We start from the raw sequence: 26,003 nt of genomic DNA, 5'->3' as shown, positions 1-26,003 counted from the left end.
GATATGCGGGAGTCAAGGAAGGCGGCCGCCATTAGGCGGATGGCATGGGGATCTCTCCGGCCCGCCGCCGCGCCCCCTCCACCGGTCGCGCCGGCCGCGCGGCCCGCGCCGTCCGGTCCGCGGTGAGGCGTCCCATCCGGTTTTCCCGCTTTCCTGCCGCGGTCCCGGAGCGGGGAATTGGAAATCACGCCGGGCGTTCGCCGCGGGCCGGCAATGCGTTCCGGGCACCGGAATTCACCGGCCTTTTCCCGGCCCCGCGGCGACCGCCCGGATCCGGAAGTCCCGCCGGCTCCAATAGCGTCGCCGCCCGCCATGGGCGGCGCATATCCCGTGGCAGCGGCGCGTCCCCCGGCCGCGAGATGCGTATTTCTCCTTCCCCGGGTGCGCACCGTCCATTACCTTTAGTAGTTGATTAACTACCCGGAGGAGTCACGCCCCGCGGGGATCGGCCGTCGCCTGCCGCGATATCCCCGGAGGGCGGAACGAGGAGCTCAAATGCCGCATATGACGAAAATCAATCCTGAAGACTCCGCACGCGCCCGTTTCGCGTACGAGCTCCAGCGCCACCGCGTCCTGGCCCGGCTGACCCAGGGCCAACTCGGCCGCAGGATCGGCTTCTCCGGCAGCCTCATCGGAGCCGTCGAGAACCTCAAGCGCACCCCCAGCGACGACTTCGCCAAGCGCTGTGACCACGCCTTCGGCCTGGACGGCGTCCTGACCGCCCTGCACGTCGAGGGCTGGCCACCTCCTCCACCGGTCCCCCTGCACTTCCGCGACTGGACGGCCGAGGAGCGGCGCGCCACCGCGCTGCAGACCTGGGACCCGATGCTGGTGCCCGGGATGTTCCAGACCGAGGAGTACGCCCGGCGGGTCTTCAGCAAGGCGCCGGGGATCACCCCCGAGGAAATCGAAGAGCGCGTCATCGGCCGCATGCAGCGCAAAACACTCTTGACCCAAGAAAAGCCGCCAACCATCTTGAGTCTCCTGGATGAGGGCATTCTTCACCGCCCCATCGGCGGGCCGGAGGTTATGCGCCGCCAACTTCAGTACCTCATCGACATCGCGCGGCATCCACTGGTGACCATTCAGATCGTGCCACTCGACGCGGAGGCCATCCATGGATTACTTGCCGCGTTTGTTATAGCCGAGCAGCGCGGGACCCCATATACGGTATATGTGGAGTCACTCCCTGATGGACGGACACTCCGAGACCGAAGCGAAATCGTGGCGCTCACCGCTCGCTACGACTCCCTCAGGGCCGAGGCGTACCCGCAGTCCCTGTCGCTCAAAGTAATCAAGGAAGCGGTGGATAGATGGACCTAAGTTCGGTCAAATGGCGTAAATCAACTCGGTCCGGTGACACCGGCGGTCACTGTGTCGAGGTCGCGAGCGATCGATCCGGCACGATCGCCGTGCGCGATTCGAAGAACCCCGAGGTCCCGGCCCTCATCGTCACCTCGGGCCAGTGGTCCATGTTCCTCCGCGGTGTGAAGCGGGGCGCGCCCGGCTGGGCCGCCCCGCTCCGGGCGTAGGCCGCCGCGCTTCGGGCGCGAGCCGCCGCGCCTCAGGGGTGAACCGTCTCAGGCGTGAACCGCCCCGCTTCGCCGGTAAATCGACTGTTCACGACGCGCCGGGGCGGCGACAATGACGCGATGAGCATCCGAATGGCCGGCGTCGACGAGCTTCCCCTCCTCCAGGACATCGAACGCGCCGCCGGGCAGGCCTTCCACGACATCGGCATGTCCGCCATCGCCGCCGACGAGCCGCCCGCCCTCGCCGTCCTGGCCGGCTACCAGCGCGCGGGCCGGGCGTGGGTCCGGGTCGACGACGCCAACCTGCCGGTCGCCTACCTCATCGCCGACGTGATCGACGGCAGCCTCCACCTGGAACAGGTCTCCGTGCACCCCGGCTCGGCGCACCGCGGCATGGGACGCTCGCTCATCGAGCACGCGGCCGGCCACGCCAAGGACGAGGGCCTCCCCGCGCTCACCCTGATCACCTTCGCCCGCGTGCCGTGGAACGCGCCGTACTACGAGCGGTGCGGGTTCTGGTACCTCGACGACGCCGAGCTGACCCCGGGGCTGCGGGCGCTGCGCCGCCGCGAGGCCGAGCACGGGCTCGACCGGTGGCCCCGCGTCTGCATGCGCCGGGACCTCTGACTTACCAAAAACCCCTATATCCGGACTTTTCACTATTCGCCCACCTGCGATAACAGGCACGGGGAATTTCCCGCGAACAGGTCCGCCGGAATTGCCGTGACAGGCCCCACACGGTCCCGTCACGCAACCTATGCTGGACACAACGCAGAACCCATATCCCGTCATTTCTATAAAGACCGTTCGCGGGAGCCGGAAAGCGAGCCCGACAGCCCCCTGTCGATCCGGAGTGACCCATTGACCCCAGCACCGCCTTCCTCTCCGTACCCGGAAGTCCCGGTGTCCCGCCCGCCGGCGGCCTCCGCATGATCCCCGGGCACGACCCCGACGAGAACTACCGCCGGCGGCACGAGGGCATCCGCGAGTTCCTGCGCGTCTTCGACCAGATGCGCGTGCGCCCCACCTGGCGCAACGGCGACATCCCCGTCCCGGTCCTGTGGGTGACCGGGCCCTACCTGGCGAACGCGGCCGTCGCCCAGGCCCTGGAGGCCCGGTGCGACGGCACGCCGTTCGCCCACATCGGCACCTCGGCGGACCCCGAGGAGGGCGGCCCGGTGGCCGGCGCGGGGTTCACCCCGCCGTACGCGGGGCTGGTCACCCAGCTTCGCCAGGCGACCCGGGACCTCGCCGCCGTCGCCCCGCCCGGCGAGGCGCACCTGCGCTTCCCCCTGTTCGCCCAGGTGCTGTGGCTGCTCGACCTCCAGACGACCGACGACGAGCCCGACCACCTCCACGACGGCGTGAAGAAGGCCGTCCGCCAGCGCCGCAGGCAGATGCGGGCGGGCACCGGCCAGGACCGGCGCAACTTCTGGGCGAACGTGCGCGCCTACTCGGAGGGCCCGCTGCCCGCCTGGGCCGCCGCCACGGCGCTCCTCGGCGCCGGGTGGGCCAACCAGCTCAGCGGCCTGTTCGGGGTGAGCGCCATCCTCGCCGGGCCGGTCATCGGGTCGCTGCACGTCCTGCTGCTCTCCCGGAGCTGGGCGGGCCGGCGCCGGTACATGTGGTTCTGCCGCCAGCCGTTCCTCATGCCCGACCAGCGCCGCAACCGGCCGCACGACATCACCGGCTTCGCCGTGCGCCTGCTGCGCGCCCGGCGCCGCGCCATGGCCGTCCCGCTGTCGGAGGCCAGGCCGGACGTGCCGCCGCCCGCCCCCGCCCAGTCGCGGCTGGTCGCGCACGTCACGCCGCTGCCGCAGGTGACCGCCGTCCCTGGCGACCCGGACGCCGGGCACCCGCCGGAGCACGAGGGCGCGGAGGGCGCGGAGGCGCCGGCCGAGTCCGCCGGGGAGCGCAAGAGGCTGGAGGCCGTCCAGGCCAACGAGGGCATCGAGCACCTCCTGGTGAACGCCTTCCTGGAGGACCTGCGGCAGGGGTACGAGCGGCGGCTGTGGAAGGTCTGGCGGCGGGTCGCGTGGGCGCGCACCTCCTACCCTGTCCTGCTGGTCGACGGCGGGCTGACCCGGCTGGTCGCCCGCATCGAGGAGGTCAGGACCGCCACGTGCCTGCCCGACCCGCTGCTGGTCGTCGTGACCGGTCACAGCGGCCACACCCCGCCGCCGGACGGCGCCCGCGCCCCGGTGATGGCGGGCCGTCCCGAGCTCACCGAGGAGCTGTGGGCGCAGTGGGGCGCCGAGCTGGCCAGGGACCGCGCCGTCGGGTCGCACCGCGTGCTGCGCATCGAGATGGAGGCCAAGGACGCCCCCATCCTTGAGAAGATCAACGTCCCGGTCCGCGGCCGGCGGCGGCCGCTGCTCGCCCACCCGGTGCTGCCGTGGCTGGCGGTGACGGCCCTGGTGACCCTGTCCTTCGTCCGGGTGCTCGCCACGAACACGACCAACTGCGAACTCGACATCTGGCGCGCCGCCACGGGCGAGTGCGTCGGGATCAGCGACGGCGGCTTCGTCTTCGACGACCACCTCAAGCACGTCCTGGGCGTGATCGACTCCCAGAACCGCTCCATCCTGTCGTCCGGCCACCCCTACGCCACGGTGATCTACCTGGGGAAGCTCACCACCTCCTCGAAGTCGTCGGTGGGGGTGGCCGACCCCATCACCGACATCCACGGCGAGCTGGCCGGCCTCGCCCTGGAGCAGCGCCGGCTGATCGACAACAGCGGGGACGGCAGCAAGCTGCAGATGCGGCTCCTGCTGGCGAACGCGGGCGCCGACTTCCGGTACGCCGAGGACGTCGCCAAGGACGTGCTGCGCCGTATCCAGGACGATCCGAGCGTCATCGGGGTGGTCGGCCTCGGCGAGAGCCGGCAGACCGTCCAGGCCGCGATCCAGCTCCTGGCCCGCAAGGCCGTGCCCGTGATCAGCACCACGGCGACGTTCGACGACCTCGGGCGGCGCCAGGGCAGCGACGCCTACATCCCCTCGTTCTTCCCGCTGGCGCCGCCCAACAGCCGGCTCGCCGAGGTGGCCGCGCGCTGGGCCCATGAGGGGCTGCCCGAGCAGGGCTTCCCGCCCGCCGCCACGGCCGCCGTCTTCACCGACACGATGCTCAGCGACCTGTTCAGCCGGGACCTCGGCGCCCGGTTCGTCCGCGCCTTCGGCAAGGGCGCGACCTCCGTCGGGTACTCCAACGCGGCCCAGCTGGAGGAGAAGGTCACCGACGTGTGCACTCGGACGGAGAAACCCGACATGGTCTACTACGCCGGGCGGACCGCCCAGTTCGGCGCCTTCGTCGACGCCATCGGCAAGTCGCAGTGCCAGCTCACGGTCATGGCCAACGACGACATCACCCAGTACGTCAACGACCACGAGCCCCAGCTCGGCAGCAACCACCGGGTCCGGGTGACGTACGTGGCGCTGGCCTCGCCGAGCGCCTGGACCGCCGTCCCCGGCCAGTTCAAGACCGACTTCTTCCAGGAGTTCGACGCCCTGGTGGCCTCGCTGCACATGCAGAACCTGCCAAGGACCGAACTGCCCTCCAAGGAGTACGCGGTGCAGGCCCACGACGCCGCGGGGGCGATCATGGGGGCGGCGCAGGTGGCGTTCTCCGGCCAGGGCGGGCCCGCCGACGACGGCGGGCCGGGCGTGGTCGACCGGGGAGGGGTGCTGCTGGCGCTGGAGAAGCTGGAGAAGATCAACGGTGACAGCGGGCTGGTCAAGCTGCACGGCGACCCCGACGGCCGCCACGCCCTGGACCGCCCGATCCTGCTGGTCACCGTGAACCCGCAGGGCCGCCAGGTCGTGATCCGCCAGTGCGGGCGCCTGTACGTCCAGCAGCCGCCGAGTCCCACCTGCTAGCGCCGCTCCGGATCGAACGTTCCACGCTCCCGCCGCGTACCTCGTGACAGGTGCGGCACCGGGACCGTCAGGCCCCGCGCCGCTCCGTGACCCCGTCTGCGGAGGAGATCACGATGGCCGAAACCCGGAGAAACCGGGGGTCCACCCCCGTCCTGAGCCTGCTGGCCCTCGCCGGCGCACTGTTCGGCGTCATCTCGATGACCCACGCCGACCCGCCTGACCAGGTGGAACTGACCCTGAACATGACGCACTCCACCGGGCCAGCGGCGGTCACCCCGATCCCCTAGGGCCGTCGTCCCCCCACACCCGTCCCCCGGCGGGCGTGCGGGTCAGATCTGGCCGCTGACCGTCGTGCCCTCACCGACCACGCTGTTGATCGTCAGGACGCCGCCCACCTCGCTGAACCGCCGCTTCATCGTGTCCATCCCGGGCCCGGTGCGGCCGGGCGGGAAGCCCACGCCGTTGTCGCTGACGGTCAGCCGAAGGCCGCCGCGGCCCGTGGTGAGGGCGAGCGAGAGCGTGTGGGCGCCGCTGTGCCGTTCGACGTTGGACAGGGCCGCGAGCACGACGGCGTAGACGGCGTCGGCGACGGGACCGGTCACCCGTTCCTTGGGCATCGCCCACACCTCGACGGTGATCCCGGTGCGTTCCGACCATTCCGTCAGGTAGTCCTCGACCGCCCGCGCCAGGCTCCGTTTTCCGCGCATGCGCAACTCTTCGTACAACTCCCCCAACCCTCCTGGGCGCACCGCTCCGGGCTACGTGATCCCGGCCCCACCGCGTGGCCCTGGTGACAGAAACTCGGGCGACGCTACCGACGCGTGCTTGAAGAGCGGTTGGAAAATCGCTTGGGGTGGCGGCGATGCCACCCCGGTGGGACCTTCCACCGAAAGTCCACCCAAAGTGTCTATGCCCGAACTCTTTGATGCCACGCTACCCGCAGGCGGGCGTCAGCGCGCTCGGCGGCGGCGACCGCCTCCCGGGCCTCCGCAAGCCTACTCCCAGTCAGGGCCCGTTACTCTCTGTCGCTCCTGTCGAGCCTGGCGAGGTAGTCGTTGTAGGCGTCCAGCTCGGAGTCGCCGGTGCCGCCGTCCCTGGCGGCCCGGGCGTCGGCGCGCCGGTCGGCCCGCCTGGCCGTGCGGTCCTCGGCGCGGTACCACTGGAAGGCGAGGGCCAGCAGCACGATCAGCGTCGGGATCTCCCCGAACGCCCAGGCGATGGCCCCGCCGGTGCCCTGGTCGGCCAGCGGGGGGTCCCCCCAGGTGCGGCCGAGCTGGTCGTACCAGTCGGCGGCGATGACGGTGCCCATGTTCATCAGCGCGATGCCGAAGAACGCGTGGAACGGCATGGTGACGAACAGCAGGAGCAGCCGGCCGAAGTACGGCAGCTTGGTCGGCGCCGGGTCCACCCCGATGATCACCCAGAAGAAGAGGCATCCGGTGAGCAGGAAGTGCAGGGTCATCGCGATGTGCCCGAGGTGCTCCTCCATCGCCGAGGCGAACAGCGGCGTGAAGTAGAGGGCGTACGTCGAGACGATGAACAGGGCCGTGGCGATCGCGGGATGGGTGATGACCCGGGTGGTCCTGCTGTGCAGGATCGTCGTGATCCACTCGCGGGGGCCGCGGTCCCCGCGCCGCGCGGCGGGCTTGAGCGCCCGAAGGGCCAGGGTCACCGGCGCGCCCAGCACCAGGAAGATCGGCACGAGCATCGAGAGGATCATGTGCTCGGCCATGTGGACGCTGAACAGCACCGGGGCGTACCGGGCGATGCCGCTCTGCGTGGCCAGGACCAGCAGCAGGACGCCGGCCCCCCAGCTGATCGTCCGGCCGAGCGGCCACCGGTCGCCCCGGCGGGCCAGCCGGACGGCGCCCGCCACGTAGAGGCCGGCCAGCAGGGCGGCCACCGCCGCGAAGAACAGGTCGAACCACCACAGCGTGAGCAGGTTCGCCACCGTGATCGGCGGCGGGATGAGGTAGCCCAGCAGCTCGAAGGCGCGGTCCACCGGCAGGTCGAGCGGCGGCGGTGCGGTGCGCGAGAGCGCGACGGCCAGGCCCATCGCCACCAGCATGATCAGGCCCTCGACCCCGGCGAGCCGGGTGAAGGCGCCGGGACGGCCGGCGGACAGCGCGGGCAGGGTGCGCTCGCGGTGCCACCAGCCGATCACCCCGAGAGCGGTGAAGGCGGCGACCTTGGCGAGGATGATCACGCCGTAAGAGGTGGTGTAGAGGTCGGAGACGGCCGTCAGCCGGGCCAGGGCGCTGAACACGCCGGACAGGCCGACGCCGGCGAAGCACCACAGCGCCATGCGGGAGAAGCGGTGCGCGGCCAGGTCGAGGTGCGGCCCGCCGCGCAGGGCGTGCACGCTCAGCAGCAGCAGCCCGCCGACCCACAGCGACAGCACCAGCAGGTGGAGCGCGACGCTGGTCGTGGCCAGGCCGTGGTTGGGCGCCGAGGAGGAGTGCCCGGTCAGCGCCGGGGGCAGCAGGGTCGCCAGCGCGAGGACCAGCAGCCCCCCGGCGGCACCGGCGGTGATCGCGCCACGGGAGAACAGCGCGATGGCCGTGCCGAACAGCACGACCAGGGTCAGGGCGATGCCCTGGGGGACCTGGCTGGCGTAGCTGGTGAGCTCGTCGCCGCCGATGACGTCGGAGACCGGTGTGCCGAGCGTCTCCGACAGGCTGAACACCAGGGTGGAGGCCGCGGCGAGCGCCCACAGCAGGCCCGTCCAGGAGGCGGCCTTGACGTAGACGAGCGCCGGCCGGCCGAGTAAGCCCTTGTCGCTCGGGAGCAGGGCGGTGGCCAGGAGCAGCAGGCCCACGGCGGCCACGCCCGCGGCGTCCATGGTCAGCTTGGACACCGGCAGCGCCCAGCGGGTCAGCGCGCCCTCGTCGGGCAGGCCGGGGATGATGCGCGGGGTCGCCGCCCCGCCGACGACCATCGCCACGACCAGGCCGCCCAGCGCCACGCAGACGCCCGCGACGGCCAGCCGCACCGTCCTGCCCACCGCGGGCCCCCCGGCGGCCGCCTCGGCCGCGGCCGGGCCCCCCGCCTTACCCGGGGGCCTGCGCACGGCCTTCCCCGGTGGGGGCGTCACGGCCTTGGCGGGCCTGCCGGTCTTCGCGGCGGGTTTGCTCGCGGACTTCTCCGAAGGCTTGGCGGCGGGCTTGCTGGTGGGCTTTTCCGAAGGCTTGGCGGCGGGTTCGCTCGCGGGCTTTTCCGGGGTTCTCTTGCTGGTGGGCTTTTCCGAAGGTCTGGTCACGGCTTCTTCCGGAGGCTGATACCGAGGCCGATGCCGATGCCCGCGATGCCGAAGACGACGATCCACACCCAGACGGGGATGCCGCCGCTCTTCTGGTCCTCGGCCCGCGCCACCGGCGAGGCGCCCACCGGGGTGGGCGTGAAGGGGGGCGGCGAGCTCGCGCCCGTGCTCGGGGAGGGGGCGGCCGACGGCGGCACCGCCTCGGGCGAGGGCGAGGCCGGCTCGGGGGCCTTGACGGTGAAGGGGATCTCGCCCTCGATGGGGTGCCCGTCGTCGGACACCACGCGCCAGGCGATCGTGTATTTCCCGGACGGCAGGGCGCCCGCCACCTTCTGGGTGACCACCGCGCCGTCGGTGCTGGGCTTGCCCTGGTGGTACTTCTTGCCGCCGGCGTCGCGGACGAGGACCACGGGGAACCGCACCGCCTCGTTGAAGGTCAGCTTCACCGAGTCGAGGGTCTTGACCGTGTCCCCCTTCTTGGGGTCGCTGCTCTTGAGCACCGTATGGGCCATCGCGGGGGCGGCGACGGCCGTACCTAGTACGGCGGCGGCGACGAGCGCGAGCATGGCGGCGAGCGGGGAAGTCCTCATAGCACCCTAAGGCTACTCAGGGGACGGCGAGGTCCCCACCACAGGCCGGTCGAGAGCCCCCCATGCGCACCCCGCGAACAGGCGATCGGCGCGACGAACCCGATGAGACCCCCCGGGGTCGCGGTACTCAGGCCGGCGCTCCGATCACCGGCCGGGGCGTACTCCGGTCACAGGCCGGCGCAGGCGAGGGCGCGCTGGTAGGCGGCCACGCTGGCGTCGCCGTCCTCGAGGCTGTCGAGCACCCACGCGGCGGTCACCCAGCCCGCGGCCGTCTTGCGCGAGGCCGGGACGTGCTCCAGCAGCTCCTCGGCCGCCACGAGCTCGATCGCCGCCTCCTCGCGCTTGCTGAGCAGCAGCAGGGCGTTGGCGAGCATGAGCCGGGTCTCGGCGCGCAGCGCGCCCGTGCGGTCGTCGAGCATGTCCACGGCCTGGCGGCCGTACTCGACGGCCTTGCCGGGGTTGCCGAGGACGATCTCCGCCTTGGCCAGGTCGAGGTTGCACCTGGCGAGGTCGACGGTGCTCGCGGAGGTCTCGGTGAGCTCGCGCCGGGCGCGCAGGAGCACCTCGCGGCAGGACTCCGCCTCGGCGGGACGCACGCGCAGACGCAGGATCGCGGACTCGGTGCGCAGCCGGGCGAGGTTGCGCGGCTCGCCGTTCTCCGACTGGACCGCGAGGGCGCGCTCGACCAGGGCGAGCGCCTCCTCCCCGTGCCCGGTGTGCTCGGCGACGATGGCGGCGTTCCAGCAGGCGGCGACGGTCGCGCGGGGGGTGCCGAGCATCTCGGCCGCCGCCAGCAGCTCGGCGGCGAACTGGCGCGCCCTGAGCAGGTCGCCGCGCACGATGTAGGCGAGGAGCAGGGTCGCGCCCAGCTCGACGAGGTCGTCGTTCCACGCCGGGCGCCTCGCGCCGAGCAGCGCCTCCTCGCCGACGAGCACGGCCTCGGTGAGCTTGCCGCGCTCGCGCAGGCACCGGGACAGGGCGAGGACGACCGCGATGGCGCGCTCGTCACTCATCGTGGCGTCGCCGGTCTCCTTCAGGCGGGTGAGGACCTCGATCGCCTCGTCGAGGTCGCCGCAGGCCTCGGTGGCCAGGGCGTAGCCGTACTGGGCCTGCTGCCTCAGCGGGGACAGGCCGGCCAGGTTGCCGTCGGCGAGCAGTTCGGCGTAGCGGCGGCGGGCCTCGGCGACCTCGCCGTTCTCCAGCGCGAGGGCGGCGTACCCCAGCCCGAGTTGCAGGTCCTGCATCTGTTCGGCGGTGACCCCGTTGATCAGATACGTTAGGGAGCACTCGAGCTTCGCCGCCAGCAGTTCCAGAACGGCTGCCGTCGGCGTACGCTTGCCGCTCTCGATAAGTGATACATAGCTATCCGAGAGTTCAGGGTGCGCCAGCTGCGCCTGGGAAAGACCGCGTTGGCGGCGAATCGTCTTGATTCGTTGGCCTATGAGATCTTGACTGGTCACTGGCACCCCTTGAAGATGTAAGCCCCCACAGACAGTCACCGACGGGAGTTAGCCATGCGACGCCTCCGCCTCGCCTCGACTGCCCTAGCTATCCTCTTAGTAGCCATTTCGGGCGTCGGGAGCAATGTTATGGCCGCAGACGCCGCCGCGTCTCCCTCCACAGCCCTAAACGACATCGGCTGCTGCTGATTTGTAACTCAACTGGCACGCAGAGCAAGGAAGAGATCGACCCTGTCCGCCATTGAGGACAGGTCCCGTCCGGTCAACCCCTCCACCCGGCGGATGCGGTAGCGAACTGTGTTCACGTGCACGTGCAGACGCTCCGCGCAGGCATTCCATGACCCGGCGCAGTCGAGGAAGGTCCCGAGTGTGCGGACCAGCTCCGACTGGTGGTCGCGGTCGTAACTGAACAGCGGGGCAAGGATCCGATCCGCGAAGGACCGGCGAACGTCGCCGGGTACGGTGGCCAGCAGGAGATCGTGCGTGTAGATCTCGTCGCTGGTCACCACTCCTCCGCCGCGGGCCTCGGCCATGCGCAGCGCGTGGGACGCCTCCTCGGCGCCACCGCGGATGGCTCCGGGACCGGTCAGAGCGGCGCTCACGCCGACGGCGACCCTGGTTTTGGGCAGAGCCGCCCGAAGAATCGCCACCCCGCCCCCCAGCACGTCCAGAACCCCCTGCACACTACGCTGCACTTGCGATCGCGTCTGCACCTGCACGCTACTCCGCACGCGCAGCCCGGTCCAGGCGCTTTCCCCTACCGGCGCGGGTTCCGTGCCGCTTTCCGGCCCCTTTGTAACCTCGTTTCCGGCTCCGGTTTCCGGCTCGCCCATCATGATCAGCGGAACGAGGGCGACCGCCCCGTCCGCGCCCGCCGCGGCGAGCACCCTGCGGCCCAGAATCTCCTCGACCACCTGCCCGCCGAGCACGGCGGGATCGGGCCCTTCGGTCGCGCCCTCCCGGGTGACGGTGGCGGTCACGACCACGTACGGCTCCGACGCGCCGATCCCGCAGGTGCGTAGCCGCGCGGCGACCTCGGCGGGTCACGTATCCGCACAGCCCAAGGCTAACGCCGGTCCTTTGGACGAACCTCCAATCGGCCGCCGCGCCCGGGCCCGCCCTTCGGCAGGGCGCCTATTGGCGTCGGTGAACTGGGCTGATGTACTGCCCGTGTGACCCAAACCGCGAGCGGGCAGACCCGGGACCAGCGCACCGACCAGGGCGTCGGGGCCGGCGTGACCCGGCCGGACGGCACCCTGAAGGTGACCGGCGAGTTCGCCTACTCCTCCGACCTGTACCTCTCGGGCATGCTGTGGGGCGCCACCCTGCGCAGCCCGCACCCGTCGGCGTGGATCCGCTCGATCGACATCGGCCCCGCGCTGGCGATCCCCGGCGTGCGGGCGGTGCTCACCCACGAGGACGTCCCCGGGGCGCGGTTCTACGGGCTGGAGCACAAGGACCAGCCGGTGCTGGCCATCGACCAGGTCCGCTACCAGGGCGAGGCGGTCGCGATCGTGGCCGCCGACCATCCGGAGACCGCCCGGCGCGGGGCGGCGGCCATCGTGGTCGCCTACGAGCCGCGCGAGGCCGTCACCGACGCGCGCCGCGCCCTGTTCGACCCTGAGTGCCCGAAGGTGCAGCCGGGCGGCAACCTGGTGCGCCACCAGCCGGTCCGCGCCGGGAACGCGCCCGGGGCCGCGACGGCCGAGGTGGTCGTGACCGGCGAGTACGAGGTCGGCATGCAGGACCAGGCGTTCCTCGGCCCCGAGTCGGGTCTGGCGGTGCCCGCGGAGGACGGCGGGATCGACCTGTTCATCGCCACGCAGTGGCTGCACGTCGACCAGGACCAGATCGCCCCCTGCCTCGGCCTGCCCAAGGAGAAGGTGCGGCTGACGCTGGCCGGGGTCGGCGGCGCGTTCGGCGCCCGCGAGGACCTGTCGATGCAGATCCACGCCAGCATGCTGGCCCTGCGCACCGGCCGGCCGGTCAAGATGGTCTACGGCCGGGAGGAGTCGTTCTTCGGGCACGTCCACCGGCACCCCGCCCGCATGCGGTACGAGCACGGCGCCACCCGCGAGGGCCGGCTCGTGTACGTCCGGGCCGAGATCGTGCTCGACGGCGGCGCGTACTGCTCCTCCTCGCTCGCCGTCGTCGGCAACGCGGCCTCCCTCGGCGTCGGCCCGTACGAGGTGGCCGACATCGCGATCGACGCCTACGGGGCGTACACCAACAACCCGCCCTGCGGGGCGATGCGCGGCTTCGGCGCCGTGCAGGCCTGCTACGCCTACGAGTCGCAGATGGACAAGCTGGCCGAGGCGTGCGGGCTGGACCCGGTGGAGATCCGGGTGCGCAACGCCGTCTCCCAGGGGTCGCGGCTGGCGACCGGCCAGGTGATCGAGTCGCCGGCGCCGCTGGCCGGCATGCTGCGCGAGCTGGCCGCCATGCCCCTGCCGGACGCCACGCCCTCGGCCGACCTGCGGTCGATGCCCGGCGGGGTGGCCCAGACGACGCACGGCGAGGGGGTGCGGCGCGGCGTCGGATACGGGGTGGGCATCAAGAACATCTGCTTCTCCGAGGGGTTCGACGACTACTCCACGGCCAAGGTCACCATCGAGCTGCTCGGCGGGGAGGCGCACGTCCGCGTGCACACCGCCGCCGCCGAGGTCGGCCAGGGCCTGCTCATGGTGCAGGGGCAGATCGCCCGCACCGAGCTGGGCGTCGACCGGGTGACGATCGAACCGGCCGACACCTCGGTCGGGTCGGCCGGCTCCAGCTCGGCCTCCCGGCAGTCCTACGTCACCGGCGGCGCGGTGAAGACCGCGAGCGAGGCGGTGCGCGACCGCCTGGACAAGCTGCGGGCCGGCAACCCCGGCCTCACCCTGGAGGAACTGCTGGAGGCGTTCGGGCCGGTCGAGGAGACCCGCGAGTACCGCCACCGGCCGACCTACCCCATGGACCCGGTGACCGGGCAGGGCGACTCGCACACCCAGCTCGCGCTGTGCGTCCACCGCGCCGTGGTGGACGTGGACCTGGACCTCGGGCTGGTCAAGGTCGTCGAGCTGGCCGCCGTCCAGGACGTCGGGAGGATCATCAACCCGCTGGCGCTCGAAGGGCAGATCCACGGCGGGTCGGCGCAGGGGCTCGGGCTGGCGCTGATGGAGGAGATCCAGATGCGGGACGGCAAGGTGCTGAACCCGTCGTTCACCGACTACCTGATCCCGACGATCCTCGACATGCCGCCGATGCGGCTGTCGATCCTGGAGAACCCCGACCCCGACGCGCCGTACGGGCTGCGGGGGGCGGGCGAGCCGCCGACGCTGTCGTCCACGCCGGCCATCGCCGCCGCCGTCCGGGCCGCGACCGGCCTGGCCCTGCCCCGGATCCCTATCCGCCCGCACGACATCGCCCTCACCGAGTAGGGCCGCTGGCGGGTGACCACGGTGGAGCGTCCCGGCGGGCGCGATCACGATGGGGCGTCCTGGCGGGCGTGACCACGGTTGGGCGCCCGGCGGGCGTGACCATGGTGGTACGTCCTGGCGGGCGGGGCCACCGGGTGGGCCGACGATCCGGGTGGTGCCGCGGGTCAGGTGATGTCGCCGCGTTCGCAGGCGACGCCGTCGTGGTCACCGTCCACGTACCAGGAGTACTCCTCGTGGACGCCCTTGGTGTACGGGCCGTAGCCGGCGGCGTGGGCCTGCCGGCAGGTCGCGAAGCGCGGGTCCGGGGGGCGCTTGGACCGGGTGGAGACGCCGGTGGCGCGGGTGCGCGGTGAGGCGGAGGCGCCGGCGTCCGGCGTGGTCTGCCCTCCGGCGCCGGGGGTGTGCGTGGCCCCGGAGGGGACCAGCGGCACCGAACCGGGCTGGGACGCCGACCCGCTGGGCGCCCCGGGCGAGGCGCCCGTGGCGGCGGGCGAGATGGGGGTGGCAGGCGTGGTGGGCGGGGTGACGGGCTGACCGGTCTGGGGCGCCGAGGGTGAGGGGCCGGTGACCCCGGGGGTCGGGGTGCCGGTGCCGGTCACCGCGCCGCCGGTGCCCAGCAGGCGGTTCATCAGCCCGTCCGCCGTCTCCTTGGTCAGCCCGGCGATGCTCAGGCTGTCCTCGGTGATCGCCTGGGCGACCCGGGGGGCGGTGACGACCTTGTCGTCCACCACGACGGCGAGCAACTGGTTGAGCGCGTCCCTGGTCAGGTCGGCGAGCCTGCGGCGGCTCTCGGGGGCCAGCACGACCCGCACCGCGTAGGTGCCGTCCTTGTCGGCGACGGTCTCGACCTTCACCACCGAGGTGACGGTGACCCCTGGGGCCACCTGGTAGCAGGTCGTGCCGGCGTCGTCGAGCACGGCCTCGGCGCCCGGGCAGGGCGCGGGCCGCACGCCGGTGACGGGGGCGAAGTGGATGGGGGTGGCGAGGTGGGCGGGGGGCTTGGCGCCCAGCGGCAGGCCCGGCTCCCGGGTCATCAGCACGGCGATCGTGCCGAGGACGCCGGTGACGACGATCACGACGAAGAGCCCGGCGATCAGGGCGATGGTCGTGGAGCGTGCGGCGCGCGGCGGCCCGCCGGGACGCCCGGGCGGTCCTCCAGGGGCCCCAGGGCCGCCCGGGCCGGCGGGCGGCCCCCCGGGGTCGGGCGGCTCCCCCGGCCCTGGTGGCGGCTCGCCGGGGCCGCTCTCCGGCATGCCGGGAAGATCCGGTGGCGCGTCGGGTCGATCGCTGTGATCGTCGGCCGCCGGATGGTTACGCATCCTCACCCCTGTGACTGACATCGCTCGGGCGAGCCTACCGATGCTCGCGTGATCGAGCTAACCGCAGGACGGGTTCCGACGAGGGGGTTCTAGGCTGTAGATGTCCTGACAATTCGCCATTTAGCTGCGATAACCCGTCCGACTGGCGTCATGACCGGGGTTCCAGGGGGAACGCACGGCGTCCCGATCGCGGTGAGCCGGGGCCGGACGGGGGCAGTCCGGTACGGCAGGACAGCGGGCCCGAGGGCCGAGGGAGGATCTCATGAAGGTCGGAGTACCCCGAGAGGTGAAGGACCACGAGCACCGCGTGGCGCTCACCCCCGCCGGAGCCAACGAACTGGCCGCCCACGGCCACCACGTGTTCGTCGAGACCGGGGCGGGTGCCGGGTCGTCCATCTCCGACGACGAGTTCCGCGCCGCGGGCGCGACCGTGCTCGGCTCGGCCGAGGAGGTCTGGGACCAGGGCGATCTGGTGCTCAAGGTCAAGGAGCCCATCCCCTCCGAGTACCCGCGCATGCGGCAGGGTCAGGTCCTGTTCACGTACCTGCACCTGGCCGCCTCGCGCAAGCTCACCCTGGCCCTGATCGAGACCGGGGTCACCGGCATCGCCTACGAGACCGTGCAGACAGAGAACGGGGCGCTGCCCCTGCTGGCGCCCATGTCGGAGGTGGCCGGGCGCCTCGCGCCGCAGGTGGGCGCGTACCACCTGATGCGGCAGGGCGGCGGCAGAGGGGTGCTGATGGGCGGGGTGCCCGGGGTGCATCCCGCCAGGGTCGTGGTGCTGGGCGCCGGGGTGACCGGCATGAACGCCGCCACCATCGCGCTCGGCATGCAGGCCGAGGTCGTGCTCCTGGACCGCGACATCGACCGGCTGCGCCACGCCGACACGATCTACCGGGGGCATCTCCAGACGATCGCCTCCACCGCCTACGAGATCGAGCGCGTGGTCCTGGAGGCCGACCTGGTGATCGGCGCCGTGCTGATCCCCGGCGCCCGGGCGCCCAAGCTGATCTCCAACGGGCTGGTCGCGCGGATGCGCGAGGGGTCGGTGCTGGTGGACATCTCCATCGACCAGGGCGGCGCGTTCGAGGACTCGCGGCCGACCACCCACGCCCACCCGACGTACCTGGTGCACAAGTCGGTGTTCTACTGCGTGGCCAACATGCCCGGGGCGGTGCCGCGCACCTCGACGTACGCGCTGACCAACGTGACCGTGCCGTACGCGCTGGCCATCGCGGACAAGGGGTGGCGGGAGGCGCTGCGGGAGGACCCGGCGCTGGCGCGGGGCCTGAACACCCACGCCGGCGCCCTCACCAGCCGCCCGGTCGGCGAGGCCCACGGCATCGAGGCCACCGACCCGGAGGAGGTCCTCAGGTGAACCCCGGGGTGACCCCGCGCCCCGTGGGGGGCGCGGGGCGCTCGCTCAGGAGCTGGGGGTGACGGTCGGCTCCGCGCTGGGTGCGGGGCTCCCCGAAGTGCTCGGCTCCGCGCTGGGGGCGGGGGTTCCCGAGGTGCTCGGCGCCGCACTGGGCGTGGTCGTCGGGAGCGGGTTGTCGGCCGCGACCTGGTCCGTGCTGCCCTCGCCGGTGCAGGTGGCGCCGTACTCGGGGGTGGTGCTCGGGTTCTGCTTGTACTTGGTGATGTAGCTCGCCAGGCGGGGGTCGCTAGCGCCCGTGAGCGCGAGCTGGTGGTTCCAGGAGCTCACCACGACCGGGGCCTTGAGGCCGGGGTACGGGCTGAGCAGCAGGTAGTCGGAGGTGACGAGCGCCTTGAGCTTGTCGACGTCGGCCTTGGCGAGGTCGGGCCGGTAGGTGATCCACACCGAGCCGTGCTCCATGGAGTGCACGCCGTTCTCGCTGTTGATCGGCTGGTCGTAGACCCCGCACTGCTGCCATGACGGGTTGTGCTCGCCGCCGACCGGCGGGGACTCCTTGTAGTTGACCTTGATCGGGGTGTGCTGGGACCCCTTGTAGGCGAAGGTCGCGACCCCGTCGAGCGAGCTCTTGGCCCGGTCCTGGATCACGTAGAACCCGACAAGGCCGACCAGCAGGACGATGACGAAGGCTCCCGCTCCCCACATGAGCATTGCGGTGCGCCGCTCTTTGCGCTTCTGCGCGGCACGCAGCTGGGCGAGTTGCTCTCGCCGGGCCTGCGTCCTCTCCTTGGCCATCAGTCCTCCAACGGCTGGTCATGACCTTGCATGTCGAGCGGCCGATACTTATGTGGAGGATAGTGGGTAGGTAATAACGTTTGCGTTCATCCCACCTGACATTCATTACTCTGGCTGGCAATGAGCACTTCACGAACTCGTCTGGTCCTCGTCGCGCTGATCTCGTGCGTGGTCACCGCCGTCGCCATGCTGCTGATCCTCGGACGCTCGGCGCCGCCGGGGGACGCGTCGGCGGAGGCGGGCTTCGCCCGGGACATGGCGGTCCACCACGCCCAGGCCGTCGAGATGGGCTTCGCCGTGCGCGACGGCAGCACCGACGCCCCGATCCGGGCCCTGGCGTACGACATCATCACCACCCAGACGGCCCAGCGCGGCGTCTTCATGGGATGGCTCCAGCAGTGGGGCCTCGACCAGTCGGGGACCCGGCCCGCGATGGCCTGGATGGCCGGGCACGGCGGCGAGCACGGCGGGACGCCGGCGGCCGTCGGGGTGCCCGGCACGATGCCGGGCATGGCGACCAAGGAGGAGCTGGCGCGGCTCAAGGCCGCCAAGGGCAAGGACTCTGAGATCCTGTTCCTGCAGCTGATGATCCGCCACCACGAGGGGGGCGTGCAGATGGCCCAGGGCCTGCTGAAGCTGTCGAACCGCGACGAGGTCCGCCGGATGGCGCAGAGCATCGTGGACACCCAGAACAGCGAGATCGGCTACATGACCGACCTGCTGAAGCAGCGCGGCGCCCAGCCGTACCCCTCAATTCTCAAGTGACGGGCGGGCGGACCTCGTGACCGTGCGGGCGGGGGGTCAGGGCTGGGTCATCTCCTCGGCGATCGCGGCGGCGAAGTCGTCCACGTCGTCCTCGGTGGTGTCGAACGCCGTCATCCAGCGGACCTCGCCGATCGCGGGGTCCCAGGTGTAGAAGCGGAACCGCTTGCGCACGCGGTCGGCCACCTCAGGGGGCATGACGGCGAAGACGGCGTTGGCCTCGACCGCCCTGGTCACGGTCACCCCCGGGATGTCGCGCACGGCCGCGGCGAGGCGCGCGGCCATCGCGTTGGCGTTGCCCGCGTTGCGCAGCCACAGGTCGCCGCCGAGCAGCGCCTCGAACTGGGCGGACACGAACCGCATCTTGGAGGCGAGCTGCATCGCGCTCTTGCGCAGGTAGATCATGCCCCGGACCGCCGCGGGGTTGAGCACGACGATGGCCTCGCCGAACATCAGCCCGCCCTTGGTGCCACCGAAGGACAGCACGTCCACGCCGGCGTCGGTGGTCAGCGCGCGCAGCGGCACGCCGAGCGCCGCGGCGGCGTTGATCAGGCGCGAGCCGTCGAGGTGGAGCAGCATTCCGAGGGAACGGCAGTGGGCGGCGATCCCGGCGATCTCCCCGGGGGTGTAGAGCGTGCCGAGCTCGGTGCTCTGGGAGATCGTGACCACCCGGGGCTGGGCGCGGTGCTCGTCGCCGAAGCCCCACGCCTGCCGGTCGACCAGCTCGGGGGTGAGCTTGCCGTCGGGCGTCGGGACGCTCATCAGCTTCAGCCCGGCGCTCTGCTCGGGCGCCCCGCCCTCGTCGGTGTTGACGTGCGCGGTCTCGGCGCACACCACCGCCTCCCACGGGGCGGTCATCGAGCGCAGGCCGACGACGTTGGCGCCGGTGCCGTTGAACACCGGCCACACCTGGGCGGCCGGGCCGAAGTGCCGTTTGAAGATCTCCTGGAGGGCCTCGGTGTAGACGTCCTCGCCGTAGGCCACCTGGTGGCCGCCGTTGGCCAGGGCCAGCGCCTCCAGCACCTCGGGGTGCACGCCGGCGTAGTTGTCGCTGGCGAACCCCTTCACGGCGGGGTCGTGGCGGCGCTGTGCCTGGGTCACGTGGTGAGGTCCCATCGCGTGCCGTTGATATCGCCGGCCGGGCGGTCCCACAGGCCGGCGACCGCCTCGGCGAGGTCGGTGACGTCGGTGAACCCCGGGAACGCCCGCTCCGGGCTCGCGGCGCGCATCTGGTCGTTGACCAGGGCCTTGACGACCAGGATCGTCGCCGCACCCGGCGTGCCGCGCAGGGAGTCGGCCAGCGCCAGCGTCCACGCCTCGGCCGCCGCCTTCGCCGCCGCGTAGGCCGCGCCCCCCTGGGTGGGCTCCTGGGCGGCCTTGGCCGAGACGATGGCGAACCGGGCGGCGTCGCTGCGGCGCAGCTGCGGCTCGAACGCCAGCGAGACGTTCTGCAGGGTGCGGATGATCTGCTCGTGCAGCGCGTCCCAGTCGGCCAGGTCGGTGTCGGCGAAGGTCTTCCCCCCGCGCCACCCGCCGACGAGGTGGACCACCCCGTCGGCGCCGCCGTGCTCCCTGTCGACCTGGCGCGCCAGCTCACGTACGGCCTCGAGGTCGGTGAGGTCGGCGGCGACCACCCCGTCGGCGGCATGCCGTCCGGCGCCGACCACGGTGTCGCCCCGCGCGGCGAGGCGCGCGGCGACCGCGCGGCCCGTTGGCCCGCCCGCCCCGGCGATGACGACGACCCTGCTCGCCCGGCTCGGCTCGCTCACGCGCGGATTCCCTTCGTGGCCTCGATCACGTCAGAAAGCTTACGACGCAGGGCCTCGTAGAACATGCTCAGGGGGAACTCGTCGGGCAGGACCGCGTCGACCACGGCCTTCGGGAACCCCTCGACCGGCAGCGCGTCGGCGCCCCGGTGCCACACCGAGGCCGGGTGGGGGGCGACGTAAGCCGCGACGAGCTGGTGTGCGGCCAGCCAGTGGGCCAGCTTGGAGCGGTCGATGCCGTCGCGGTAGAGCTTCTCGACCTCGCCGCGCAGGTCGGCGACGCAGCCGGCGACCCGGTCCCAGTCGACGCTGAGCCGGTTGTCTGTCCAGCGGACGACGTCGTTGCGGTGCAGGTAGGCGAACAGGAGCTGGCCGCCGAGGCCGTCGTAGTTGCGCACCCGCTCGCCGGTGATCGGGAAGCGGAACAGCCGGTCGAACAGGATCGCGTGCTGCACGTACCGGGCGTGCGGCACGCCTTCGGTCTCCAGCCTGACCGCCTCGCCGAACGCGGTCAGGTCGCAGCGCAGTTCCTCCAGGGAGTACAGCCAGTACGGCATCCGCTGCTTGATCATGAACGGGTCGAACGGCAGGTCGCCGTGGCTGTGGGTCCTGTCGTGCACGAGGTCCCACAGGATGAAGGTGTCCTGGGCCAGTTCCTGGCTGTCCAGCAGGCGGGCCGCGTCCGGCGGCATGGCGAGCTTCAGCGTGTCCGCGGCGGCCCGGCTGACCTGGCGGAACCGGGCGGCCTCGCGGTCGCAGAAGATCGCGCCCCAGCTGAACCTCGGCGGGGTCTCCCGGACCGCGACGGTCTCGGGGAACAGGACCGCGCTGTTGGTGTCGTAGCCGGCGGTGAAGTCCACGAACGCGATCGGCACGAACATCGGGTTGTCGTACCGCCCGCGCTCCAGGGCGGCGAGCCACTCCGGCCACACCGTGCGGATCCAGACCGCCTCCAGGTTGCGGTTCGGGTTGCCGTTCTGGGTGTACATCGGGAAGACGACCAGGTGCTCCAGGCCGTCGGCGCGCTGGGTGTCGGGGTGGAAGGCGTTCAGCGAGTCGAGGAAGTCCGGGACACCGAAGCCGCCGTCCCGCCATTTGCCCAGGTCGGCGAGCACGGTCGTCAGGTACTCGCTGTCGTGCGGGAAGCGCGGCGCGAGGTCCTGGATGGCGGCGGTGATCCGGCCGACGACGGGGGCGGCGGCCTCCGCGTCCTCGACGGACCCGTTCTTGGCGGTGAGCGGCCGCAGTTCCTCGACGGCCGCCTTGAGCGTGGCGAACCCGTCGCCGGTCCCGCCCGTGCCCGCCTCGCCCACGGGGACGCGGGCGGCCCAGGTCACGACGTTGCCCCAGAGGCGGGCGTGCCGCAGGTCGTCGATGGAGTCGTCGCCGAACAGGTCGGAGTCGGCGAACACCACGACCCGCCCCCGGCCGTGGCGCACGGCGACGGCCAGGGCCCGGCCGGGGAGGTCGGCGGCGGGCGAGGTCTCGAACAGGACGGTCGCCCCGGCGGGCGGGTCCAGCACGCCCGCGCGGTAGAAGCACGCCTCCTTGGCGCCCGCCGTCAGGTCGTCCGCCGCGGCGGGCACCGGCCGGCCGAGCACCCAGGTGGCCACGCCGTTGTAGCAGTTGCCCGGGTCCTGGACCATGGCGTGCTCGATGCCCACACCGAACCGGGCCAGCAGCTCGGCCAGGTTGTTGCCGTACTTCTCCTGCTCACACTCGGCCAGCACGACCAGGCCGCCGCCGTCGGCGACATATCGCTCTATGGCGTCCAGTTCCTCGGCCGGCAGGACCGGGCTGCCGAGGCCGGTGGTGCGCTCCCAGCGGTCGGCGGAGGGGTGGGCGATGACGAAGACGTCGTGGGCGGCGAGCACGGCGGGGGTGATGGGGCCCTCGACGTGTGCGGCGACTGTGTCCCCGAGGTGCCGGAGGATCTCCGCAGCGCGCGCGTAGCTGTTGTCGTCGGGGTGCGCCGGGTTCATCGCCTCGGCGACCTGGCGGCGGATCGTCCACGACTCGTTGTGCGCCTCGTCGAACAGCACCCTCGGGAAGGCCCTCATACCGTCTCATCCCTCCATTAGCGTAATTTCTTCAGCAATGTCCGGTTCTATACGGAAAATATACATGCATGACCCCCTCCTACGGGAAACCCGTACACCCGGTCGGGGTCCCGGACTCGGGTCCCGGCCCCTGCGGTACCGGTTCTCCGGCCCGCCCGGCACGGGACCCCCGCCGGGGGGCCGGTACGGGGTCCACGGCCACGCCGGTACGGGGGTCGTCCCGGGCCCGAAATCTTCGGCGACGTGTCCGGCCGGGCCCGCGCCGGGGTGTCGTCCCGATGGCCGCGGCGATGAGCGCCTCATGTGGCGGTAAAGAGCGGTTAATATCGGTTCAAGCTGGAGATTAATCTCGGATCGGCGTGCCCGACACGGCCGCCGGCTCCCCCGCAAGCCGTCTCCAAGCGACCTCCAAGTCCGATCAAGATCGATAACTCGTTGTCGCAGGTCGTTCAAGGACCGATTGCAAGTCCGTGACGGCCGCCTCAGGAGCCTTGAACGGCGCTGCCAGCACTGCGACCCTGGGATCACTCTGGTCCGGAATAGGAGGCGGAGATGCCCCGCCTGCACTACCTCATCGCGGGGTTAAGCGCTCTGGGATCACTCACTCTCGGAATGCACCCGCACCCAAGCGGCTCGACCGACCGCGTCTTACCTGGAACGGTCCGGGTCGAGGCGCAGGCGCACGTGACGATCAACCTGCTCGACGACCGGGGGGTCATCCAGCAGGTCGTCCGCGAGTACGAGACCCCCGTGGGGATCGGCAGCGGCTTCAACGTCTCCCCCGACGGCGTCGTCGTCACCGCGACAGGCGTGGTCCAGTCGGGCAAGGACGTGAGCATCTACGCGGCCAACCGGGTCTTCGCCGAGTACTTCAAGGTGAAGATCCCCGCCGACTTCTCCCGGCACAAGCTGAAGAACCCCGACCTCAACGGCCGCCTCCAGGCGTGCTACCCGCCGCAGCGGCAGAACTCCAACTGCATCGTCACGGCCGTCACCAAGGTCACCGTCTTCCCGTACGCCGACCCGCCCGTACCCGAGGGGTACCCGGCGGACCTGGTGCACACCGGGACCTCACCGTCCGCCCCCGCGGTGCTGAAGCTGGCCAAGGGCGGCGAGGACTCCACGCTCCCGACGGTCCCGCTCGGCACCGGTCTCGGAAGCGGCATCGAGTCCACCGACGTGGTCGGGCTGCCCGTCCGCCCCAGCGCCAAGACGCCGCCGAAGGTGGAGACCGCCCACCTCGACCCGCCCGGCGGGCGCACGTTCAAACCGGCCGAGCGCAGCAAGCTCAGCACGTTCCTGTCCAACGACGGCGACGGGGCCGCGGTCGTCGACGACGGCAAGAGCGAGGTCATCGGGCTGGTCACCGGCGGGGGCGGGGCCCCCGAGACCCTCACCCCGGTGGAGGACATCCGCGCGGCGCTGGTCGCGGCCAACCTCACGGCCCGGCGCGGCCCGGTCGACGTCGTGTACGAGACGGCGCTGGCGTCGTACCACAACAAGTTCTACGCCAACGCGATCCCGGTGCTGGAGCAGGTGCTGAGGCTGCGTCCCGACCACGCCGTCGCCCAGGACCACCTGCGGTTCGCCCGGGCCAACCGGGCGAAGGGGCCGTCCACCCAGGCGAACGCCCCGGCCGCCAGGAAGCCCGCGTTCGTGCTGTCGCCGCTGGTGCTGACCGCCATCGGGGTGGTGGCCGTCGGCGTGCTGATCGCGATCGCCGTGCCTCTCACGCTCCGGCGGCGCCGCCAGGCCGGCGAGGACGGCGCGGAGGGGGACAGAACGCCCGAACGGATGGCCGCGGCGGCCACGTGGCCACCGCTGGGCACCCAGGCGATGGACGCGGGGCCTCCCGCGGAGGGGTCCTTCCCCGCCCAGCGCAGGGCGCCCGGATCCGGCACCGGCCCCTCCCCCGTGGCCGTGGTGCCCGGGTCGGCGGCAGGCGTGGCCGGGGGCAACGGAACACAGGTGGTGTTCTGCACACAGTGCGGGATGCGCCTCGGAAAGGCCCATCGCTTCTGCGGCTTCTGCGGGCATGCGGTGGATCAATGAGCGAGCAGGGGTTCTCCATGCCACCACTGATCGGCGCCCAGGTGGCGGACTATCTGGTCGAGGCGGTGGTCGGGCGCGGGGGGATGGCGACCGTCTACCGTGCCCACGACCACCGGCTCGGCCGCGCGGTCGCGCTCAAGGTGCTGGCCCCGCAGCTCTCGCAGGACCAGCGGTTCCGCGACCGTTTCGTGCGTGAGTCACGCCTGGTGGCCGGTATCGACCACCCCAACATCATCCCGATCTACGAGGCGGGCGAGAGCGGCGACCTGCTGTTCATCGCCATGCGCTACGTCGACGGCGCCGACATGCGCAAGCTGATCCAGGCGAGCGGCCCGCTCCCGGTGGCGCGGGCCTACCGGCTGTTCACCCAGATCGCCTCCGCGCTGGACTCAGCCCACCAGCACGGCCTGGTCCACCGCGACGTGAAGCCGGCGAACATCCTGGTCGCCGACGGCACCGAACGCGACGCCGAGCACGTCTACCTCACCGACTTCGGGCTGACCAAGAGCACCTTCTCCGAGGCGGGCCTGACCAGCCACGGCCACTTCATGGGCACGCCGCGCTACGTGGCGCCCGAGCAGATCCGCGGGCTGACCGTGGACGGGCGCAGCGACCTGTACGCGTTCGCGTGCGTCGTGTACGAGGCGCTGACCGGGCTGCCGCCGTTCCAGCGGGACACCGAGCTGGCCCTGCTGTACGCGCACGTCTCCCACGAGCCGCCGCCGCTGACGCCGTACCGGCCCGACCTGCCGCACGCCGTCAACCAGGTGATGGCCCGGGCGCTGGCCAAGTCGCCGGCGGAGCGGTACGGGAGCTGCCAGGAGTTCGTGTCCGCGCTCCGGGACGCGATCAGCGGCGAGGAGCCGCACCCGAGTCTCCCCGAGGGGCGTCAGGCCTGGTCGGTGCCTCCCGGCGGCGCTCCCTCGGGTTCGCCCTCGGGTTCGCCTCGGTACGCCGAGCAGGGCCGCTCGATGGACTCGGCCGGGCCGATGCGGGGGCCCCAGGGGACGGCGCCGAGCCGGCCGGCCACCCGGCGGACGGGGAAGCGGCGCTGGCCGGCGGGCGCGCTCATCGGGGCCGGGGCCGTGCTGGTCTCGATCGCCATCGCCGCCACGCTGCTGCTCAGCCAGGGGGCGCCGACGGTGGGGGCCAAGCGGTACCCGGGGTCCACGGCCGCGCCGCTCTCGTTCGAGTACCCGGGCGGGTGGGACGCGCGTACGCATAACGACGAGTACGTCATCCTGTCGCCGGCGGCGACGACGTTCGACATGCTCTTCTCGGTGCCGATCGCCTCGGACTGGACGGCCGTCAACGCCCTGCTCACCGCCCATCCCGACCAGGCGACAGGGGTGTTCGCCGAGGTGAACGACACCATCACCACATCGGACCCGCCTGAGACGCTGAAGCGCAGCCTCAGCTTCGTCCTGCCGGGGCCCGCCGACTTCGCCTCGGCGCCGACGACGGCCTCGGTCGCGGGCAAGCCCGCGTTCAAGCTGACGGGGGTGGTGAACGACCCCGGGCAACAGGGGCGGCTGGACCTGGTGGTGTACATCGTGGGGCGGGGGCAGGGGCAGCCGGTGACGTTGATCACGTTCTTCTGCCCGCCGGCCAAGTGCGACCAGACGATGATCGACCGGGTGTTGGACAGCGCGCAGTTCACGTCGTAGGGGGTCGGGGGGGTTTTGGGGACGTCGGGGGACGTTGTGGGGATGGGTCATTTTCGGGGTGGCTGGTTTTCT

At 71.9% G+C, this 26,003-nt stretch carries 20 protein-coding genes; 10 read left to right on the top strand and 10 right to left on the bottom strand.

Translation table 11 applies throughout. From position 1 onward, the window contains the following. The first annotated feature begins 495 nt into the window (after positions 1-495). The 5 genes from NYZ98_RS03925 to NYZ98_RS03905 all read left to right on the top strand — a co-directional run bounded on the left by NYZ98_RS03925 (position 496) and on the right by NYZ98_RS03905 (position 5,694). Positions 496-1,323, top strand: a complete 828-nt coding sequence (locus tag NYZ98_RS03925; protein WP_262841061.1) for a helix-turn-helix domain-containing protein — start codon at positions 496-498, stop codon at positions 1,321-1,323. Further along, on the top strand, positions 1,314-1,532 hold the full coding sequence (locus NYZ98_RS03920; protein ID WP_262841060.1) for a DUF397 domain-containing protein: 219 nt from the start codon (positions 1,314-1,316) through the stop codon (positions 1,530-1,532). The genes NYZ98_RS03925 and NYZ98_RS03920 overlap by 10 nt, the downstream gene beginning before the upstream one ends. 120 nt (positions 1,533-1,652) lie before the next feature. Beyond that, positions 1,653-2,159 carry a GNAT family N-acetyltransferase gene (locus NYZ98_RS03915; protein ID WP_262841059.1) on the top strand — a complete coding sequence of 169 codons (507 nt, stop codon included), beginning with the start codon at positions 1,653-1,655 and terminating at the stop codon, positions 2,157-2,159. A gap of 302 nt (positions 2,160-2,461) precedes the next feature. Next, entirely contained in the window at positions 2,462-5,407 is a 2,946-nt protein-coding gene (locus NYZ98_RS03910) for an ABC transporter substrate-binding protein (RefSeq protein WP_262841058.1), read from the top strand. A gap of 113 nt (positions 5,408-5,520) precedes the next feature. Next, a complete protein-coding gene (locus tag NYZ98_RS03905) occupies positions 5,521-5,694 on the top strand; it encodes a hypothetical protein (protein WP_262841057.1) in 174 nt (57 codons plus the stop codon). Positions 5,695-5,736: 42 nt separating this feature from the next. Here the strand turns inward: NYZ98_RS03905 and NYZ98_RS03900 are convergent, their stop codons facing one another. The 5 genes from NYZ98_RS03900 to NYZ98_RS03880 form a co-directional block, all read right to left on the bottom strand. After that, the gene (locus NYZ98_RS03900) at positions 5,737-6,114 is read right to left on the bottom strand and encodes a sensor histidine kinase (protein ID WP_262841056.1); all 378 of its coding nucleotides are present in this window, start codon (positions 6,112-6,114) and stop codon (positions 5,737-5,739) included. Between the two features lie 308 nt (positions 6,115-6,422). Continuing rightward, complete coding sequence (locus tag NYZ98_RS03895) at positions 6,423-8,666, bottom strand: cytochrome c oxidase assembly protein (protein WP_262841055.1); 2,244 nt, start codon at positions 8,664-8,666, stop codon at positions 6,423-6,425. After that, positions 8,663-9,256, bottom strand: a complete 594-nt coding sequence (locus NYZ98_RS03890) for a copper resistance CopC family protein (RefSeq protein WP_262841054.1) — start codon at positions 9,254-9,256, stop codon at positions 8,663-8,665. The genes NYZ98_RS03895 and NYZ98_RS03890 overlap by 4 nt, the downstream gene beginning before the upstream one ends. A gap of 167 nt (positions 9,257-9,423) precedes the next feature. Continuing rightward, positions 9,424-10,716 carry a helix-turn-helix domain-containing protein gene (locus tag NYZ98_RS03885; protein WP_262841053.1) on the bottom strand — a complete coding sequence of 431 codons (1,293 nt, stop codon included), beginning with the start codon at positions 10,714-10,716 and terminating at the stop codon, positions 9,424-9,426. A gap of 197 nt (positions 10,717-10,913) precedes the next feature. After that, positions 10,914-11,702: a PucR family transcriptional regulator gene (locus tag NYZ98_RS03880; RefSeq protein WP_380706310.1), complete on the bottom strand. Its 789-nt coding sequence runs from the start codon at positions 11,700-11,702 to the stop codon at positions 10,914-10,916. A 186-nt stretch (positions 11,703-11,888) separates the two neighbouring features. On the opposite strand from NYZ98_RS03880, the gene NYZ98_RS03875 reads away from it, so the two are divergent. Then, entirely contained in the window at positions 11,889-14,135 is a 2,247-nt protein-coding gene (locus NYZ98_RS03875; protein WP_262841052.1) for a molybdopterin cofactor-binding domain-containing protein, read from the top strand. A gap of 164 nt (positions 14,136-14,299) precedes the next feature. On the opposite strand, the gene NYZ98_RS03870 is transcribed toward NYZ98_RS03875, so the two are convergent. After that, positions 14,300-15,388, bottom strand: a complete 1,089-nt coding sequence (locus NYZ98_RS03870) for an excalibur calcium-binding domain-containing protein (protein ID WP_262841051.1) — start codon at positions 15,386-15,388, stop codon at positions 14,300-14,302. Between the two features lie 328 nt (positions 15,389-15,716). Between NYZ98_RS03870 and ald the strand changes: the two genes are divergently transcribed. Then, positions 15,717-16,832, top strand: a complete 1,116-nt coding sequence (ald, locus tag NYZ98_RS03865; RefSeq protein ID WP_262841050.1) for an alanine dehydrogenase — start codon at positions 15,717-15,719, stop codon at positions 16,830-16,832. Between the two features lie 45 nt (positions 16,833-16,877). On the opposite strand, the gene NYZ98_RS03860 is transcribed toward ald, so the two are convergent. Then, on the bottom strand, positions 16,878-17,624 hold the full coding sequence (locus tag NYZ98_RS03860; RefSeq protein ID WP_262841049.1) for a DUF3105 domain-containing protein: 747 nt from the start codon (positions 17,622-17,624) through the stop codon (positions 16,878-16,880). 120 nt (positions 17,625-17,744) lie between these two features. On the opposite strand from NYZ98_RS03860, the gene NYZ98_RS03855 reads away from it, so the two are divergent. Continuing rightward, the gene (locus NYZ98_RS03855; protein ID WP_262841048.1) at positions 17,745-18,389 is read left to right on the top strand and encodes a DUF305 domain-containing protein; all 645 of its coding nucleotides are present in this window, start codon (positions 17,745-17,747) and stop codon (positions 18,387-18,389) included. Between the two features lie 36 nt (positions 18,390-18,425). Here the strand turns inward: NYZ98_RS03855 and NYZ98_RS03850 are convergent, their stop codons facing one another. Genes NYZ98_RS03850 through NYZ98_RS03840 form a run of 3 tightly spaced genes read right to left on the bottom strand, consistent with a single transcriptional unit; the run spans position 18,426 to position 22,212 of the window. Next, positions 18,426-19,487, bottom strand: coding sequence for a threonine aldolase family protein (locus NYZ98_RS03850; protein WP_262841047.1), 1,062 nt, complete (start codon positions 19,485-19,487; stop codon positions 18,426-18,428). Further along, positions 19,484-20,155, bottom strand: a complete 672-nt coding sequence (locus NYZ98_RS03845; RefSeq protein WP_262841046.1) for an SDR family NAD(P)-dependent oxidoreductase — start codon at positions 20,153-20,155, stop codon at positions 19,484-19,486. Before NYZ98_RS03845 ends, NYZ98_RS03850 begins: the two co-directional genes overlap by 4 nt. Further along, positions 20,152-22,212: a DUF6421 family protein gene (locus NYZ98_RS03840; protein ID WP_262841045.1), complete on the bottom strand. Its 2,061-nt coding sequence runs from the start codon at positions 22,210-22,212 to the stop codon at positions 20,152-20,154. The genes NYZ98_RS03845 and NYZ98_RS03840 overlap by 4 nt, the downstream gene beginning before the upstream one ends. Positions 22,213-22,824: 612 nt before the next feature. Here NYZ98_RS03840 and NYZ98_RS03835 point away from each other — a divergent pair. Together NYZ98_RS03835 and NYZ98_RS03830 are read left to right on the top strand one after the other, a co-directional pair. Further along, a complete protein-coding gene (locus NYZ98_RS03835) occupies positions 22,825-24,264 on the top strand; it encodes a zinc ribbon domain-containing protein (protein ID WP_262841044.1) in 1,440 nt (479 codons plus the stop codon). Then, positions 24,261-25,931: a serine/threonine-protein kinase gene (locus NYZ98_RS03830; RefSeq protein WP_262841043.1), complete on the top strand. Its 1,671-nt coding sequence runs from the start codon at positions 24,261-24,263 to the stop codon at positions 25,929-25,931. Before NYZ98_RS03835 ends, NYZ98_RS03830 begins: the two co-directional genes overlap by 4 nt. The last annotated feature ends 72 nt before the right edge of the window (positions 25,932-26,003 follow it).

The sequence above is a fragment of the Sphaerisporangium corydalis genome, assembly GCF_025506355.1.
Lineage (GTDB): Bacteria > Actinomycetota > Actinomycetes > Streptosporangiales > Streptosporangiaceae > Sphaerisporangium > Sphaerisporangium corydalis.
Note: the sequence above shows the minus strand (reverse complement) of the source record. Positions and strands in the feature narration are given on the sequence as shown.

Coding starts and splice junctions, on each gene's coding strand:
- NYZ98_RS03925 (WP_262841061.1), top strand. CDS start 496: ATGCCGCATATGACGAAAATCAATCCTGAAGACTCCGCACGCGCCCGT.
- NYZ98_RS03920 (WP_262841060.1), top strand. CDS start 1,314: ATGGACCTAAGTTCGGTCAAATGGCGTAAATCAACTCGGTCCGGTGAC.
- NYZ98_RS03915 (WP_262841059.1), top strand. CDS start 1,653: ATGAGCATCCGAATGGCCGGCGTCGACGAGCTTCCCCTCCTCCAGGAC.
- NYZ98_RS03910 (WP_262841058.1), top strand. CDS start 2,462: ATGATCCCCGGGCACGACCCCGACGAGAACTACCGCCGGCGGCACGAG.
- NYZ98_RS03905 (WP_262841057.1), top strand. CDS start 5,521: ATGGCCGAAACCCGGAGAAACCGGGGGTCCACCCCCGTCCTGAGCCTG.
- NYZ98_RS03900 (WP_262841056.1), bottom strand. CDS start 6,114: ATGCGCGGAAAACGGAGCCTGGCGCGGGCGGTCGAGGACTACCTGACG.
- NYZ98_RS03890 (WP_262841054.1), bottom strand. CDS start 9,256: ATGAGGACTTCCCCGCTCGCCGCCATGCTCGCGCTCGTCGCCGCCGCC.
- NYZ98_RS03870 (WP_262841051.1), bottom strand. CDS start 15,388: ATGCCGGAGAGCGGCCCCGGCGAGCCGCCACCAGGGCCGGGGGAGCCG.
- ald (WP_262841050.1), top strand. CDS start 15,717: ATGAAGGTCGGAGTACCCCGAGAGGTGAAGGACCACGAGCACCGCGTG.
- NYZ98_RS03860 (WP_262841049.1), bottom strand. CDS start 17,624: ATGGCCAAGGAGAGGACGCAGGCCCGGCGAGAGCAACTCGCCCAGCTG.
- NYZ98_RS03855 (WP_262841048.1), top strand. CDS start 17,745: ATGAGCACTTCACGAACTCGTCTGGTCCTCGTCGCGCTGATCTCGTGC.
- NYZ98_RS03840 (WP_262841045.1), bottom strand. CDS start 22,212: ATGAGGGCCTTCCCGAGGGTGCTGTTCGACGAGGCGCACAACGAGTCG.
- NYZ98_RS03835 (WP_262841044.1), top strand. CDS start 22,825: ATGCACCCGCACCCAAGCGGCTCGACCGACCGCGTCTTACCTGGAACG.
- NYZ98_RS03830 (WP_262841043.1), top strand. CDS start 24,261: ATGAGCGAGCAGGGGTTCTCCATGCCACCACTGATCGGCGCCCAGGTG.